Source organism: Gaetbulibacter sp. M235 (genome assembly GCF_043876835.1).
Classification (GTDB): domain Bacteria; phylum Bacteroidota; class Bacteroidia; order Flavobacteriales; family Flavobacteriaceae; genus Yeosuana.
The window spans coordinates 54748-69557 of sequence record NZ_JBAWJZ010000011.1 but is presented as its reverse complement, the minus strand read 5'-3'; the positions used below and the strand labels follow the sequence as shown (position 1 = coordinate 69557).

The following is a 14810-nucleotide window of genomic DNA, read 5'->3' as shown; positions in this document are numbered from 1 at the left end:
AATGTTAAAACTACCTTATTTTTATATACTTTTGCTACGTCAAATAACAGAAAAAATTAATCCTTAAATAATCATGAAAAAACTTTTAATCCTTAGCTTTTCAACCTTAATGCTTCTAAGTTCGTGCGTTTCAAAAAAAGAATATGCAGCCCTTGAAACCAAACAAAAAGAAACACAAGATTTATTAAATACCGCAACTGTAAAATTAAATAGTTGTTTATCTGATAAAGCAGCTGCATCAGCAAGAGCAATTGCTTTAGAAGAGCAAGTAGCAGATTTACGTAAAAGCAATGATAACTTAACTGTATTATCAGCAAAAGGTGCTTCAAACGTTGAAAAAACTCTTGAAAGCATCAAAGAAAAAGAAATGAAAATTACACGCCTTCAAGATGCTTTAACTAAAAAAGACAGTATCACTTTAGCTGTAGTAACAAGTTTAAAACGTGAAGTAGGTATTAATGATCCAGATATTGAAATCAATGTAGAAAAAGGAGTTGTTTTTATATCAATTGCTGATAAATTATTATTTCAAAGTGGCAGTTATAACGTAACAACTAGAGCTAAAGAGGTTCTTGCTAAAGTTGCTAAAGTTGTAAATAGCAAACCAGATTTTGAATGTATGGTTGAAGGCCATACAGATAATGTTCCTTATGCTAGTGGTGTATTATTGGATAACTGGGATTTAAGTGTAAAACGTTCTACTTCTATTATTAGAGTATTGCAAACACTTGGTGTAAATCCTGCTCAATTAATTGCTGCTGGTCGTGCAGATTATGTGCCTTTAGTAGATAACACTACTGCTGAAAATAGAGCAAAAAACAGACGTACTCGTATAGTAGTTCTACCTAAAATTGACCAATTCTATGATATGGTTGAGAAAGAAATGAAAAATCTTTCTACAGGTACAAACTAAATATTTCATGAAATATAAATTAAAAGCTCAATCTAAAGATTGAGCTTTTTTATTTGAATAAAATAGAAGTTAAAAAATATCTAAACTACCTTTTCCTTCTCTAACAACTACAAAATCATTTTCAGATAAATCTATAATAGTAGAAGGTTCATTGCCACCATAACCACCATCAATTACCAAATCTACAAGATGATCCCATTTTTCTAAAATAAGTTCAGGGTCTGTTGTGTACTCAATAATTTCATCTTCATCATGAATTGATGTTGAAATAATTGGATTTCCTAAAAGTTTAACAATTTCTAATGCAATGTTGTTTGCAGGAATTCTAATACCTACCGTTTTCTTTTGTTTAAAAGACATTGGTAAAGTTCTTGCACCAGGTAGAATAAATGTATATGGTCCAGGAAGTGCTCGTTTTAAAATTTTAAATACTGATGTATCAATCTGTTTTACATAATCACTTAAATTACTCAAATCATGACAAACAAACGAGAAATTAGATTTTTCAAGCTTAACACCTTTAATTCTTGCAACACGTTCTAAGGCTTTAATATTAGTAATATCGCATCCTAAGCCATAAACTGTATCAGTAGGATAAATAATCAAGCCTCCTTTTTTAAGAACTTTAACAACCTTTTCAATTTCCTTTGAATTTGGGTTTTCTTCATATATTCTTAAAAATTCAGCCATAATAACTATGTGTTATCTTACAAAGTAAGCACATTTTTTTAAGTCTTCTAAATTTTATCAACTTAAAGCGCAATACGTGTAACATTTATATAATAAAATAGTCTTCTTTATATGTTAAGATGTTTTATAATATTATTAATTTGTGTACATTCTGTTTTTGCAGTAGATGACACTTTTAATTCCATTAAATTCTATAAAGCTGAAATTATTAATAGTAACACAACAAGAATACCTTTTAAATTAATTGATCATTTAATTGTTGTTGAAGCCGAGCTTTTAAATAAAAAAGGAAACTTTATCATCGATACTGGTTCTGAAACTCTCATTCTTAATAAATCCCATTTTCAAAACTTATATCAACATAATAAAAAGGAAAACGAAACTTATGGAATACTTTCTGTAATTGATACACCATTTGAAAAAAATTTAAAAGAATTTGCATTGCAGGATTTTAAACTATTCAATACAAATTCAGACATAATAGATTTATCACATATCGAGAGAAGTAAAAACATCAACCTTTTAGGAATTATTGGTTTTAGTATCTTAAAAGACTATGAGGTTTTTATAGATTTTTATTTAAATCAAATTACTCTTAGCAAAATTGATGCTTCGGGTAATAAGATTGATACTAAAGTATATTTAGAAAAAATTGTTGATAGTGTAAACTTTAAATTAAAAAATCATACCATCATATTAAATGCAACAATTAACAAACAAAATGTTAAATTTGGGTTAGATAGTGGTGCAGAATTCAATCAAATCAATAAAAACGTCAATAAAAAAATATTAAAGCACTTTATTCCGAAAAGAAGATTACTATTATCTGGAGCAGGAAATAAAAAAATTGAGGTTTTGGCAGGGAAATTGTATCGTGTAAAACTAAGTGAAACAGTTTATTTAGGACCTATGTATACCGTTTTAACAAACCTAAGCAATATGAATGAAGCCTTTGGAACCAATTTAGATGGTATTTTAGGCTATGAATTTTTTAAACGGAAAAGGACAATAATCAATTACCAAAAAGAAAAAATATATTTTATAGATTTTCCAAGAACAGCAAATTGAAAAAATCAATTATACATATTGCTTATTTAATGTTTGCATTCGCAAGCTTAAACTTATTGGCTCAAAATGATGCCATAAAAGGTTACAGGATTGAAGGTGATGAGGTGGTTTTTTCTTTTGATAAACGAGACTATAAAAAAGCGACAGATGATGCTGTTGGTTTTAAACGTGATTTTGATGACTTAGATATAGAAAATGTAGTTGTATCTGGTGAATTCAATAATTGGTCAAAAGACAAATGGACGATGACCAAATTAAATGATGGTGTTTATGAATTAAGAAAAAAACTCACAGATTTTACTGATGAATTTTCATGGGAGTTTAAATTTGTTATAAACAACAGCTTTTGGGCAGAACCATCAAAAAATGACCCGAATACTGTCAAGGCAACAAAAGATGGTCATCGCATTGGTGCTGTTTATAATTTAAAAATGTTCACAGCTCACCCAAGTGAAACCGGTAATGCTGTGTTTAAACTTAAAGGCTATGAAAATGCCAAAAAAGTAATTCTTTCAGGGACTTTTAATAGATGGAGTGAAAATCTGTTTGAAATGAAAAAAACTGACGATGGCTGGGAACTTAAATTACAGCTAAAACCAGATGAATATGAATACAGATTTATTGTTGATGGTAACTGGATGGAAGATCCAGACAATATAGATAAAGTAGTTAATGAATTTGGCGAATACAATTCACATTTAGATATTAAAGAGTATACTACATTTAAGTTAAGAGGCTATTTAAACGCTAAAGAAGTTATTTTAGCAGGAACTTTTAATGATTGGAATGAACATGAATATAAAATGAGTAAAACCGATTATGGATGGAAATTTGTCGTTCCCCTTTCTGGTGGAAAACATCATTATAAGTTTATTGTTGATGGCGAATGGATTGTCGATCCAAATAACACAGTAAAAGAATATGACGATAATGGAAATATAAATTCTGTTTGCATGGTTAAATAGTTTTTTATCCTATCACTTCTAACTTGGCAAAACGCAATAAAAGTTTTTTTACACCTCCATTTTCAAAATTAATTTCAGCTTTAATATCGGCTCCAGCACCTTCAATTTTAGTAACTTTTCCGGTTCCAAACCTCATGTGTTTCACTAAATTTCCAACAACCAGTTTACTGTCAAATAAATTAGTGTTTCCATCAGTTTTTGATAAAGGTTTTAAACTTCTTGGTGTTGAAATTTGAAATTTCTCAGGTTCATTTTTTGAAACAGTATCTTTTTTAAAAATTGGCTGTTTTGCTTGCTTAAACCTTATTTTATTTGGTTCAACATCACCAAAAATGTCTGCATCAAGCATCGGATTAAAACGACGTTCTTCTATAAGTGTTGTGTTTTCTAAATATTGCTCATCAATCTCTTCTATAAAACGACTTGGTTCAGAATCGACTAATTTTCCCCAACGATACCTTGATAAAGCATACGTTAAATACGCTTGTTTTTCAGCACGTGTTAATGCTACATAAAAAAGCCTTCTCTCCTCTTCCAACTCACTTCTGGTATTCATACTCATGGCACTAGGAAACAAATCTTCTTCCAATCCAACAATATAAACATAAGGAAACTCTAAACCTTTTGCCAAATGAATAGTCATTAAAGCCACATGGTCCGAATCACCTTTATCGGCATCTAAATCGGTAGCCAAAGCAACATCTTCAAGAAATTCTGCTAAAGATCCTGTTGTATCTGCTAATTCCTTCTGGCCTTCAACAAAATCTTTCATACCATTAAGAAGCTCTTCAATATTTTCCATTCGGGTAATCCCTTCTGGAGTACCATCTTTATTAAATTCCCTAATCAATCCACTTGTTTTGGTAACATGTTCTGCCAATTCAAAAACATCAGCTGTTTGATTTAAAACCTGAAAGCTTTCAATCATGGTTACAAAATCTTGAAGCTTAGTTTTAGTGCCAGAATTCACATTGACATTAGCTTTATCAATATGTTTCATCACATCAAAAATGGAACGTTTGTATCCGTTTGCAGCAACAATCAATTTATCAATAGTTGTATCACCGATACCTCGAGGAGGAAAATTAATAATACGTTTTAAAGCTTCTTCATCTGCTGGATTAATAATTAAGCGCAAATATGAAAGAACATCTTTAATTTCTTTTCGCTGATAAAAAGATAAACCTCCATAAATTCTATAGGGAATATCACGCTTTCTTAAGGCATCCTCAATGGCTCTCGATTGGGCATTTGTTCTGTACAAAACTGCAAAATCACTATTTTTCAATTGATGTTGCATTTTGTTATCCCAAATAGTACTTGCTATATAACGGCCTTCATCTCCATCTGTTAAAGACCTATTTACTATAATTTTATTTCCCTCATCATTGGCTGTCCAAACAACTTTATCTAATTTCGTTTGATTTTTATCAATAATTGAATTAGCTGCATTCACAATGTTTTTAGTAGAACGATAATTTTGTTCTAAACGAAACACCTTTACATCATCATAATCCTTTTGGAAATTTAAAATATTATTAATGTTAGCACCTCGAAAGGCATAAATACTTTGTGCGTCATCACCAACTACACAAATATTTTGAAACTTATCAGACAAGGCTCTAACTATCAAATATTGCGAATGGTTTGTATCCTGATACTCATCAACCAAAATGTATTTAAATCGATTTTGGTATTTCATCAAAACTTCTGGAAACCGCGTTAACAATTCATTGGTTTTCAACAATAAATCATCAAAATCCATAGCGCTTGCTTTAAAACAACGCTCTACATATTCATTGTAAATATCACCCAATTTTGGCCTTCTGGCCATGGTATCTGCTTCTATAAGTTCTGGGTTTTTAAAGTAAGCCCTAACAGTTATTAAACTATTCTTATATGATGAAATTCTTGATCGAACCTGTTTGTATTTATAGATATCCTTGTCAAGACCCATTTCTTTGATTATAGATGCAATCAACCTGTCTGAATCCTGTGTATCATAAATAGTAAAATTACTTGGATACCCTAATTTATCAGCTTCACTACGCAAAATTTTTGCAAAAACTGAGTGAAATGTTCCCATCCACAAATTTTTTGCTTCACTAGCACCAACAATAGTCGCAATGCGATCTTTCATTTCTCGTGCTGCTTTATTGGTAAAGGTTAAAGCTAAAATATTGAAGGGATCTATACCTTGACTCATTAAATAAGCAATCCGATAAGTTAAAACACGAGTCTTTCCAGAACCTGCTCCAGCTATGATAATCATTGGCCCATCTTTTTGAATAGTGGGCTCTAACTGTGCTTCATTTAATTGACTTAAATACTTTTCCAAACTACAATTTATTTTCGATGTGAAAATAACCATTGTTATGCTTTTAATTAAGCAGATTTATTAATAATTATAAACAATTAAAATATTTATTTAAAATTTATAATCAATAATAATAAGCAAAGAGAAATGAGACTAAAACAGGTTTTATTTCATGTGTCATTTAAAAGATTGTGTATATTTGGGTAGTAACTACAATAAAATATTAAACCATTCTGTCATGGAAATTGAACGCATCATTGACCTTTTTTCTTATACAATCCCATCATTAATTACTGGCTTAATTGCTTATTACTTTTTTAGAGAGCATACTAAAAATGAAGACGGAAGAAGACGTTTTCTTTTGAAAAAAGATATGCAGGTTAAAGCATTACCATTACGCCTTCAGGCCTATGAACGAATGACTATTTTTCTGGAACGTATTTCTCCTTCAAAAATTCTTTTAAGGATAAGTCCAAAGTCTTCTAATAAAGAATCTTATGAGTTATTACTTATACAGACTATTGAACAAGAATTTGAGCATAATTTATCACAGCAAATCTATGTGTCTGACAAGTGCTGGAGCATTATTGCTACTGCAAAAAATGCCACAATTCAGTTAATTAGAAAAGCCAGCTTACTTGAAAAAACAAATTCAGCAGACAAATTACGTGAAGTTATTTTGACAGAAATGATGGAAAGAAGGGCTCCTAGTGATGTTGCTTTGGCTTTTATAAAAGATGAAGTAAGCGCCATATGGTAATCTAACTGCCTGTTTTTAAATCGTTCATTGCAAAACCATTTTCGTTTTTGTCTTTTGCATAATCAAACCCTTGTTGCCACCAGTCAACCATCAATCTCTTACTGAAAATCAAAGAATTTTCTGTTAGTTTGGTTGGCGTATAGTAAAGATTTAGCTTGACATTTTTATTCTTTGCCGCTAATTTCCCCAGTGCAATATCACTTTTTTCAACTTGGTCTAACAAATGACTGAATAAGTTTATCAATAATGAAAAAGGATTTTTACCTAAAACCTTATTGTATTCTAAATTTTCACTTTCCAAAACTATTGCATCAACTTCTGTCGCTCCTCTTTGTATGGCTTCCCTAATTGGAATAACGCATCCTAAACCACCATCGGCATATTCAAAACCATTTCGAGTTACCAAAGACATAAAAGGTATATAATTACAGGAAATCCAAATCCAGTCGCAAAATTCTTCATAACCAAAATCCTTAATAGACTTATACTCTACTCTGTTTTTTGACAAATTTGAAACTGTTACAACAACATCATCTTTCGTTGCTCTTATTTTATTATATTCTTCCCTAGTGAAGTTTTTTAGAATATTTCTACGCAATGCTTTACTTTCTCCAAAAGTCCTCTTTCTTTTTATAAATTGAAGCATCGAGTTAAAGTAATTTATTGTGACATACTCTCTGTTGTCTTTCTTTCTTTGAATAAATGGATTGACACTAAAGATTGTGTTTTGATTAACATTAGTAAAAATATCATACACTTTAGGAATATCATTTACGGCCAAATGCGGAATTAACAAACTGCCAGTTGATGTTCCTAAAAACATATCGTAAGTTTTCCCTTTTTGTTCCATTAAATATTGTGCTACACCGCCTGCAAATGCACCTTTGCTTCCTCCACCAGATACGACTAATGCTTTCATCTGATATATATGTCTTTTTCTAAATTTGAAGAAAGAATACTCGTCTTCGATATTTTAATTGGTTTGAAAATTTTGTTCATAGACATTTGTTAATTAATTTTCAAGGGTGCTTATTTCTTGATTTTTTGATTTTGCGAAATTATACCCACTTTGCCACCATTTCGTCATTTTTTGTTTATTAAAAATCAAGGAATTGGTTGTTAAAACTGTTGGAGCATAATAAAAATTGATGATAGCTCCATTATGCGAAGCAACATACTTTCCTATTTTAATGTTTTGAGATTCTATTCTATCTAACATAAAAGCAAACATGTTTGTTAATAGTGAGAAAGCATTTTTTGAAGGCATTCTGTTAAACTGAGTAACTTCGGTTTGCAAAATAATAGCGTCAACTTCAGTGGCACCTCTACTTATAGCCTCTTCAATTGGCACCATACTGCCTAAACCTCCATCAGCATATTCACAACCATTTTTTTTAACTAAGGTCATAAAAGGCGTGTAATTGCAGGAAATCCATATCCAATCTACAAATTCTTCATAATCAAAATCTTTTAAACATTTATATTCTATCTGATTTAACGAAAGATTTGAAACCGTTACAACAATATCTTTTTGTGATCTTTTTAAATCTAAAAACTCCTCTTTGGTTAACGTGTTCTTAATGAGCTTTTTTAAATTATAACTTTCACCAAAAGTCTTACTGCCTTTAAAAAAATTTAAAACTACATTAAAGTGATTGATTGCTATATTTTGCGTACCATGTTTTTCTTTTATAATAAAAGGGCAAACATTAAAAATACTTTCATTATTAACATTAGTGTAAACCGTTTTGATTTTTTCTATTTCATTTAAAGCAAGATGAGACACCAATAAACTACCAGTTGAAGTGCCTAAATACAATTCGTAATCACGTTTTAGCTCCTGAATTAAATATTGAGCAACCCCGCCTGCAAAAGCGCCTTTACTACCACCACCAGAAATTACTAATGCTTTCATTTTCTTTTAAATTTAATTCAAGCCTTTAAGCATGTCCTTTGAAAATTTTGAAAATCGCCAGTTATGGTGTTTGGTGGCTTGCGTTAAATTATCTTTACAAACCGAATCACAAGCCTTCATTAAATCTAAATACTGAAAAGCATTTTGGCGGGTTTCAAAATCATATTTTGGGCTCGTATAATTACGTAATTCTTCAAAATATGACAACTTGTTTTCCTGTTCATATTCAGGAGTATTTAAGGCTAATGCCAACCAAATCATTCTTACATTTCTATCATTAAACCCTATAATTCCTTTTGTTTTATCTAAATAATTGAATCTGCTATCTGGAAAATTTCTCCATAAATTCAACAAAGCCATTTCAATAGTAATATACGACTTATCATTTAAAAGAGACTCATATAGCTCTTTAATCTCTAATGGAATATTGACAACAAATTTTGCAATAGCTTGACGAACTTTAAGACTATTATTAAAAACCTTTACTGTTACTTTACTAGGGTTTTGTTCAATGATTTTAATTTTGGCTTCATCTGAAATTCCAGATGTTAAATAGGCTTCACATTTTGATGAATTATCTCCACAATTTACCGATACATACTCTTGAATAAAATTAGATTTTTTTAAGCTATTTAAGGCATCTTCAAACGGAAAGACTTTATTTTCAAGCCATTTTTCAACAAAAGGCTTTAAATTTAGTTTGCTAACTTTTTCAACTTCAGCTATAAAATCGTTTGTTTCAACATTTTTAAACTGATATTTTTCTAAATAATTTATTACTGCTTTTTTAAATACCGAATCACCAACTTTTTCTTTTAAAGCATGTAAAACCCAAGCACCTCGTTTATAAAAGGTTGTGCTACTTGCTTTAGAATCCAATAAAGAAGTACTTTGCTCTGCTTTATCTTGTTCTAACAATTCTTGAGCATACTCATACAATCTCCAATAGTAATAATCCTCACCAAAAATGTTCTTTTCTGCCAACAAAGCATAGTATGTTGCAAAACCTTCTTGTAACCAATGGTGTGTTCCTGATGTTTCGGTTACCAAATCACCAAACCATTGATGAGCCAATTCATGCGCATTCACATTCACATAGTTTTTATCATTGTAGCCAATAGAATCAACTACAAAAGCGTCAGAAAAAATGGTAGTGCTTGTGTTTTCCATACCAGCATACAGAAAGTCTTTTACAGGTACTTGCTTATAATTTTGCCATGGGTACGGAACACCTATTTCTGATTCTAAAAAATCAAATATTTGTTTGGTAAAACGATATGTTGGTTCAACTTTATTGGAATCTTGAGTATAATAGTACATTACTAAAGGAATGCCTGAATTTGATGTCTCTGTTATCTTGTTATATTTTCCAATAGCAAGAGCTAATAAATAACTTGACATGGGCTCTTGCATATCGTAATGCCAAGTTGTTATTGAATCGTTTATTTGTTTATTTGCAAGTTTTCCATTAGCAATTACTTCATAATTTTCATCAAAAGATATATTTAAATCAAATTCTACTTTTTCGTTCATGTCATCAAAACAAGGCAACCAATTACTGGTATATTTACCTTGGCCTTGTGTCCATATTTGCTTCTTCTCGATACTATTCGTTTGCAACGAATCACTCGAAGTGACTTTATTATCGTTTTCCCAATCAATAAAATACATGGTTTTTTTGGGAATAGTTTTCCATTCAATATCTATGCTATGTGAAGTATTGGCCTTAAATGGGTGTTTTATAATTAATTGTTTTCCATTATATAAGCTGTCCGAATAAATACCATCTAAAACATACTGGATTGTTTGAAAACCATTGGCATCGATAAAAATAGAATCGGTGTTTTTTAAAATCTCAAATCCATAAGAAATTGTTCCAAAAACTTCCTTTTTATCTAAATCTCCAAAGCTAATGTTTGCTTTAGCTGTTTTAAAATCAACATAGTTTGTTTGTTGGGAAAACCCAAATGTGACAATGGATAAAAAGAAAATAACTTGTAAGAATTTCATATGTGAATATAACAAACTTTTAATCAAAATGCGAAACTTACATAAAATGAAGCAGCAAAAAAAAGCTTAAAATTACTGTTAAAAGAAGCAATTTTAAGCCTAATATATTTAAATTCTTAATTATTTAAGACTACATACTATGAAACTCGATTAAATTGGCTTCGTAATATTGGTCTCCTAATTTAGTTAGTAAATTTTTAATCACATTACTATCTCCATCAATAGCAATAGCAGAATACCCAACATTATTTAGTTTTCCTAATCTTAAGTCGATGATATTAATATGCTTTGAAGCTAGAGCAGACAATAATATCAACAGAACTCCGGGAGCATTATGATGTTTGGTAAGAATTACTTTTTCACTCAAGGCTAAATTCAAACTAACGCCATCCATTTCCAATAAATAAACACCTTCTCGATTGTAATTTGGCAACTCAGCGTTTTCTTTATAAGTCAAATTAGTAAAAAGACCAGCATCTGTACCGTGAATAAAGTCAATGGCGCTTTTAACGTTTCCATTATTACCTTCAATAGACAAAAATGCTCTAGCAGTACCATCATTATTAGACTTTAATCGTGCTGTTTCAACATTTATTCCTTCAGAAGCTAATGTGTTAAAAAGTGAAGAAATAACACCAGGTTTGTCCAAATGTTCTGAAAACAACCCATTTACTTTATCATTTGATAATTTAGGAATTTCATTAGTAACAGTGATTGATTTTCCCCATTTTCGAATTCTAATGGCATTGTAGTCTCCCATTCCAGTGGCATTTCTGTAAATGTCTACAAATTCTAAAAATGAACCTCCAAAAGAAAAATCAGGGATAATTCTTCTATGCGCGTCATCTAATCTTTGGTTCAACAATTCTATACCCTTATTTAAAACCGTGTACTTAACCTTTAATTCGTGGTCGTCAAAAATGGTGCGATTTTCTGGAATTAATTTTGAATAGCTTACATAACTTTCATATCCAGCCTCATGTATATATTCTAAACTTTCTTTGAAATTCAAACCGTAATAATGAACATGATGCGTATCGGTACCAACACAAACAGGAATTTGAAGTTCGTTGGCTCTTCTTAATATACTTTGAACAGGATAAACCCCAACTCCTTTAAATTTACCAGCCATATTCACATCTAAAGATAAATTACGATCTGCAATTAACTCTAAAAGCGTTCTAAACTTGTTGGCTAAAGGATGCGAGCTCGTTTCAAAATTCACCAAAGCTTCAGGCATATCTACATTCAGTTTTGGTAAATCTATATGACCAATAATTTGAATCATATCTCCAAAACATTCAATCATCTGAATCATTTCGTTAAAATAGCCATCCCAATAAGCTTCCAAGCTACCTCTCATTTTCAATAATTCAAGAGCTTCTTCTTTAGTCCCATCGTAAGGCAATCCTTCAGGGGCAAAATGAACCGAACCTATCACATAGTCGGCATCTTCAGCTTGAAATATTTTTGATCGACTCCATTGCAAACCTAAATCCGGTCCCATCCATTCTAATTCAACACCATATTTGATATTAATTTGACCTTCATATTTTTTACGAAGATTAGCAATACGTTTTGGATAATTTAAATACGATTTATTTCCCCTAATAAATTTTACATTAGTATCTCTTTCAGCAATGTAACGGAAACTTGTCAGTCTAGGTGAATGAATAATAAAAGTGATACTCGGATGTTTTGCCTCTATGGCTTTATCTACAATATCTTCTAATCTATCAATACCATGTTTTACGTGATCCTGCTCTGTGCCAGCATGAATACCATGTGTTTCCCAAATAAATTCGTTGAGTTTTCTCATTAATCAAATGCTATAAATTATGCTTTTAAATTGCCAAATTTAGCTATTGCAATAGAATTATAAGCAAGATACTAATTGATTTAAACAATTTTTAAAAAGAAATCTTTATTATCAATAAAAATAATCAAAATCAAAGTAGTTATTGTGAATTTAATAAATTTGAGTTCTAATTCTTTCTTGTACTTACCAACAAAAGAATTATTTTAGTTTCATGAATACTACTCTACAAACTCCTATTGATTATTTAAAAGGCGTTGGTCCTAATCGCGCAGATTTGTTGCGAAAGGAACTGGGTATTCATACCTATCAAGATTTAATTAATTTATTTCCAAACAGATATATAGATAGGACACACTATTACAAAATAAGCCAGTTGCAACGTAATAATGCCGATGTTCAAATTATTGGAACAATAGTGAAGCTGGAAGAAGTTGGTGAAGGCAGATCAAAACGACTTGTGGCTACTTTTAAAGATGATTCTAGCGCTATGGAATTAGTTTGGTTTAGAGGTCATAAGTGGATTCGAGAAGGACTGAAATTAAATAAGCCATATGTAATTTTTGGACGCACCAACTGGTTTAATGGCAAGTTTAACATGCCACATCCTGAAATGGAATTTATTGAAAACCATCAAAAAAATCTTCAATCCGCTATGCAGCCCGTTTATCCTTCTACAGAAAAACTAACCAATAAAGGTGTTACAAACCGCGTGATCATAAAAATCATGCAACAGTTATTTTTAGAAACCAAAGGCAGATTTACTGAAACACTTTCCCATAATTTACTTGATGAATTAAAGCTACTCGGAAAAAGTGAAGCGCTTTTTAATGTTCATTTTCCAAAAAATCAAGAGCTTTTAGCGCGAGCTCAATATCGGTTAAAATTTGAAGAATTCTTCTATATTCAGTTGCAGTTTATCATAAAAAATCTAATCCATAAATCTAAAATCAAAGGATTTCCATTTACTCAGGTCGGCACTCTTTTTAACACCTTTTACAAAGAGCATCTACCTTTCGAATTAACCAATGCTCAGAAACGGGTTATTAAAGAAATTAGAGCCGATTTAGGTAGTAATGCACAAATGAATAGATTACTACAAGGTGATGTTGGCTCAGGAAAGACCATAGTTGCGTTAATGTCAATGTTAATGGCACTTGACAACGGTTTTCAAGCCTGTTTAATGGCTCCGACTGAAATTTTGTCAGTACAACACTTTAATGGATTATATGAATTATGTAAACAATTGAATATCAATATATCATTATTAACTGGTTCAACTAAAACTTCAGAAAGAAACAAAATTCATGAATCTTTAGAAAATGGCGAATTAAACATCTTAATTGGGACACATGCCTTACTTGAAAGCAAGGTCAAATTTAAAAATTTAGGGCTTGCAATTATTGATGAACAGCACCGATTTGGAGTTGCCCAACGCAGTAAATTATGGCACAAAAATTCATCACCTCCACACGTTTTGGTAATGACAGCTACCCCTATTCCTCGAACCTTGGCCATGTCTATTTATGGTGATTTAGATATTTCAGTTATAGACGAATTACCACCAGGAAGAAAGGCTATAAAGACTGTGCATCGTTATGATAAAAATCGACTTAACGTCTTTAAGTTTCTTAGAGATGAAATTTCTAAAGGCAGACAAATATACATTGTCTATCCTTTAATTCAAGAAAGCGCCGCTATGGATTATAAAGATTTAATGGATGGTTATGAAAGTATTGTGAGAGACTTTCCGTTGCCAGACTATCAAATATCCATTGTACACGGAAAAATGAAACCTGCTGATAAAGATTATGAAATGCAACGTTTTATTAAAGGCGAAACACAAATTATGGTTGCAACCACAGTAATTGAAGTTGGTGTAAATGTTCCAAATGCCTCTGTTATGATTATCGAAAGTGCAGAACGTTTTGGTTTATCCCAATTGCACCAATTAAGAGGACGTGTAGGTAGAGGTGCAGAACAAAGCTATTGTATTTTAATGACCAGCCACAAGCTGAGTGATGATAGCAAAACCAGATTACAAACCATGGTAAGAACCAATGATGGTTTTGAAATTGCTGAAGTAGATTTAAAATTGCGTGGACCTGGAGATCTTATGGGAACACAACAAAGTGGCGTTTTAAATTTAAAAATTGCAGATATTATAAAAGATAAAGATATTTTACAATTAGCAAGATTTTATGCTAAAAAAATATTAAATAATGACCCTGCATTAATCCAAAATGAAAACAAAGTTTTATTGGAGACCTACAAACAACTAAGTAAATACAAGAATATTTGGAATTACATAAGCTAAAAAAAGCCCGATTAAATCGGGCAAAGAACACAGTATTCT

Annotated in this window: 11 protein-coding genes; 5 read left to right on the top strand and 6 right to left on the bottom strand. The window is 31.0% G+C overall.

The window, feature by feature from the left end; genetic code table 11:
- The first annotated feature begins 73 nt into the window (after positions 1-73).
- Positions 74-913 (top strand): flagellar motor protein MotB, encoded by an 840-nt coding sequence (locus V8G69_RS15185; protein ID WP_394882955.1) that lies wholly within the window; start codon positions 74-76, stop codon positions 911-913.
- A gap of 69 nt (positions 914-982) precedes the next feature.
- On the opposite strand, the gene V8G69_RS15180 is transcribed toward V8G69_RS15185, so the two are convergent.
- A complete protein-coding gene (locus tag V8G69_RS15180) occupies positions 983-1603 on the bottom strand; it encodes an L-threonylcarbamoyladenylate synthase (RefSeq protein WP_394882954.1) in 621 nt (206 codons plus the stop codon).
- Between the two features lie 111 nt (positions 1604-1714).
- On the opposite strand from V8G69_RS15180, the gene V8G69_RS15175 reads away from it, so the two are divergent.
- Both V8G69_RS15175 and V8G69_RS15170 read left to right on the top strand, forming a co-directional pair.
- Positions 1715-2671, top strand: a complete 957-nt coding sequence (locus V8G69_RS15175) for an aspartyl protease family protein (RefSeq protein WP_394882953.1) — start codon at positions 1715-1717, stop codon at positions 2669-2671.
- Positions 2668-3636 (top strand): hypothetical protein, encoded by a 969-nt coding sequence (locus tag V8G69_RS15170; RefSeq protein ID WP_394882952.1) that lies wholly within the window; start codon positions 2668-2670, stop codon positions 3634-3636. Before V8G69_RS15175 ends, V8G69_RS15170 begins: the two co-directional genes overlap by 4 nt.
- Positions 3637-3640: 4 nt before the next feature.
- On the opposite strand, the gene V8G69_RS15165 is transcribed toward V8G69_RS15170, so the two are convergent.
- Positions 3641-5974 (bottom strand): ATP-dependent helicase, encoded by a 2334-nt coding sequence (locus V8G69_RS15165; protein WP_394882996.1) that lies wholly within the window; start codon positions 5972-5974, stop codon positions 3641-3643.
- Between the two features lie 217 nt (positions 5975-6191).
- On the opposite strand from V8G69_RS15165, the gene V8G69_RS15160 reads away from it, so the two are divergent.
- A complete protein-coding gene (locus tag V8G69_RS15160; protein WP_394882951.1) occupies positions 6192-6713 on the top strand; it encodes a hypothetical protein in 522 nt (173 codons plus the stop codon).
- Between the two features lies 1 nt (position 6714).
- Here V8G69_RS15160 and V8G69_RS15155 read toward each other — a convergent pair whose 3' ends face one another.
- From V8G69_RS15155 to V8G69_RS15140, 4 genes are all read right to left on the bottom strand, one after another.
- Positions 6715-7632, bottom strand: a complete 918-nt coding sequence (locus V8G69_RS15155) for a patatin family protein (protein WP_394882950.1) — start codon at positions 7630-7632, stop codon at positions 6715-6717.
- Between the two features lie 93 nt (positions 7633-7725).
- Positions 7726-8628: a patatin family protein gene (locus V8G69_RS15150; RefSeq protein ID WP_394882949.1), complete on the bottom strand. Its 903-nt coding sequence runs from the start codon at positions 8626-8628 to the stop codon at positions 7726-7728.
- A gap of 12 nt (positions 8629-8640) precedes the next feature.
- Positions 8641-10638: a M1 family metallopeptidase gene (locus V8G69_RS15145; RefSeq protein ID WP_394882948.1), complete on the bottom strand. Its 1998-nt coding sequence runs from the start codon at positions 10636-10638 to the stop codon at positions 8641-8643.
- 130 nt (positions 10639-10768) lie between these two features.
- Positions 10769-12457 carry a histidinol-phosphatase HisJ family protein gene (locus tag V8G69_RS15140; protein ID WP_394882947.1) on the bottom strand — a complete coding sequence of 563 codons (1689 nt, stop codon included), beginning with the start codon at positions 12455-12457 and terminating at the stop codon, positions 10769-10771.
- A gap of 211 nt (positions 12458-12668) precedes the next feature.
- On the opposite strand from V8G69_RS15140, the gene recG reads away from it, so the two are divergent.
- Positions 12669-14771: an ATP-dependent DNA helicase RecG gene (recG, locus tag V8G69_RS15135; RefSeq protein WP_394882946.1), complete on the top strand. Its 2103-nt coding sequence runs from the start codon at positions 12669-12671 to the stop codon at positions 14769-14771.
- The last annotated feature ends 39 nt before the right edge of the window (positions 14772-14810 follow it).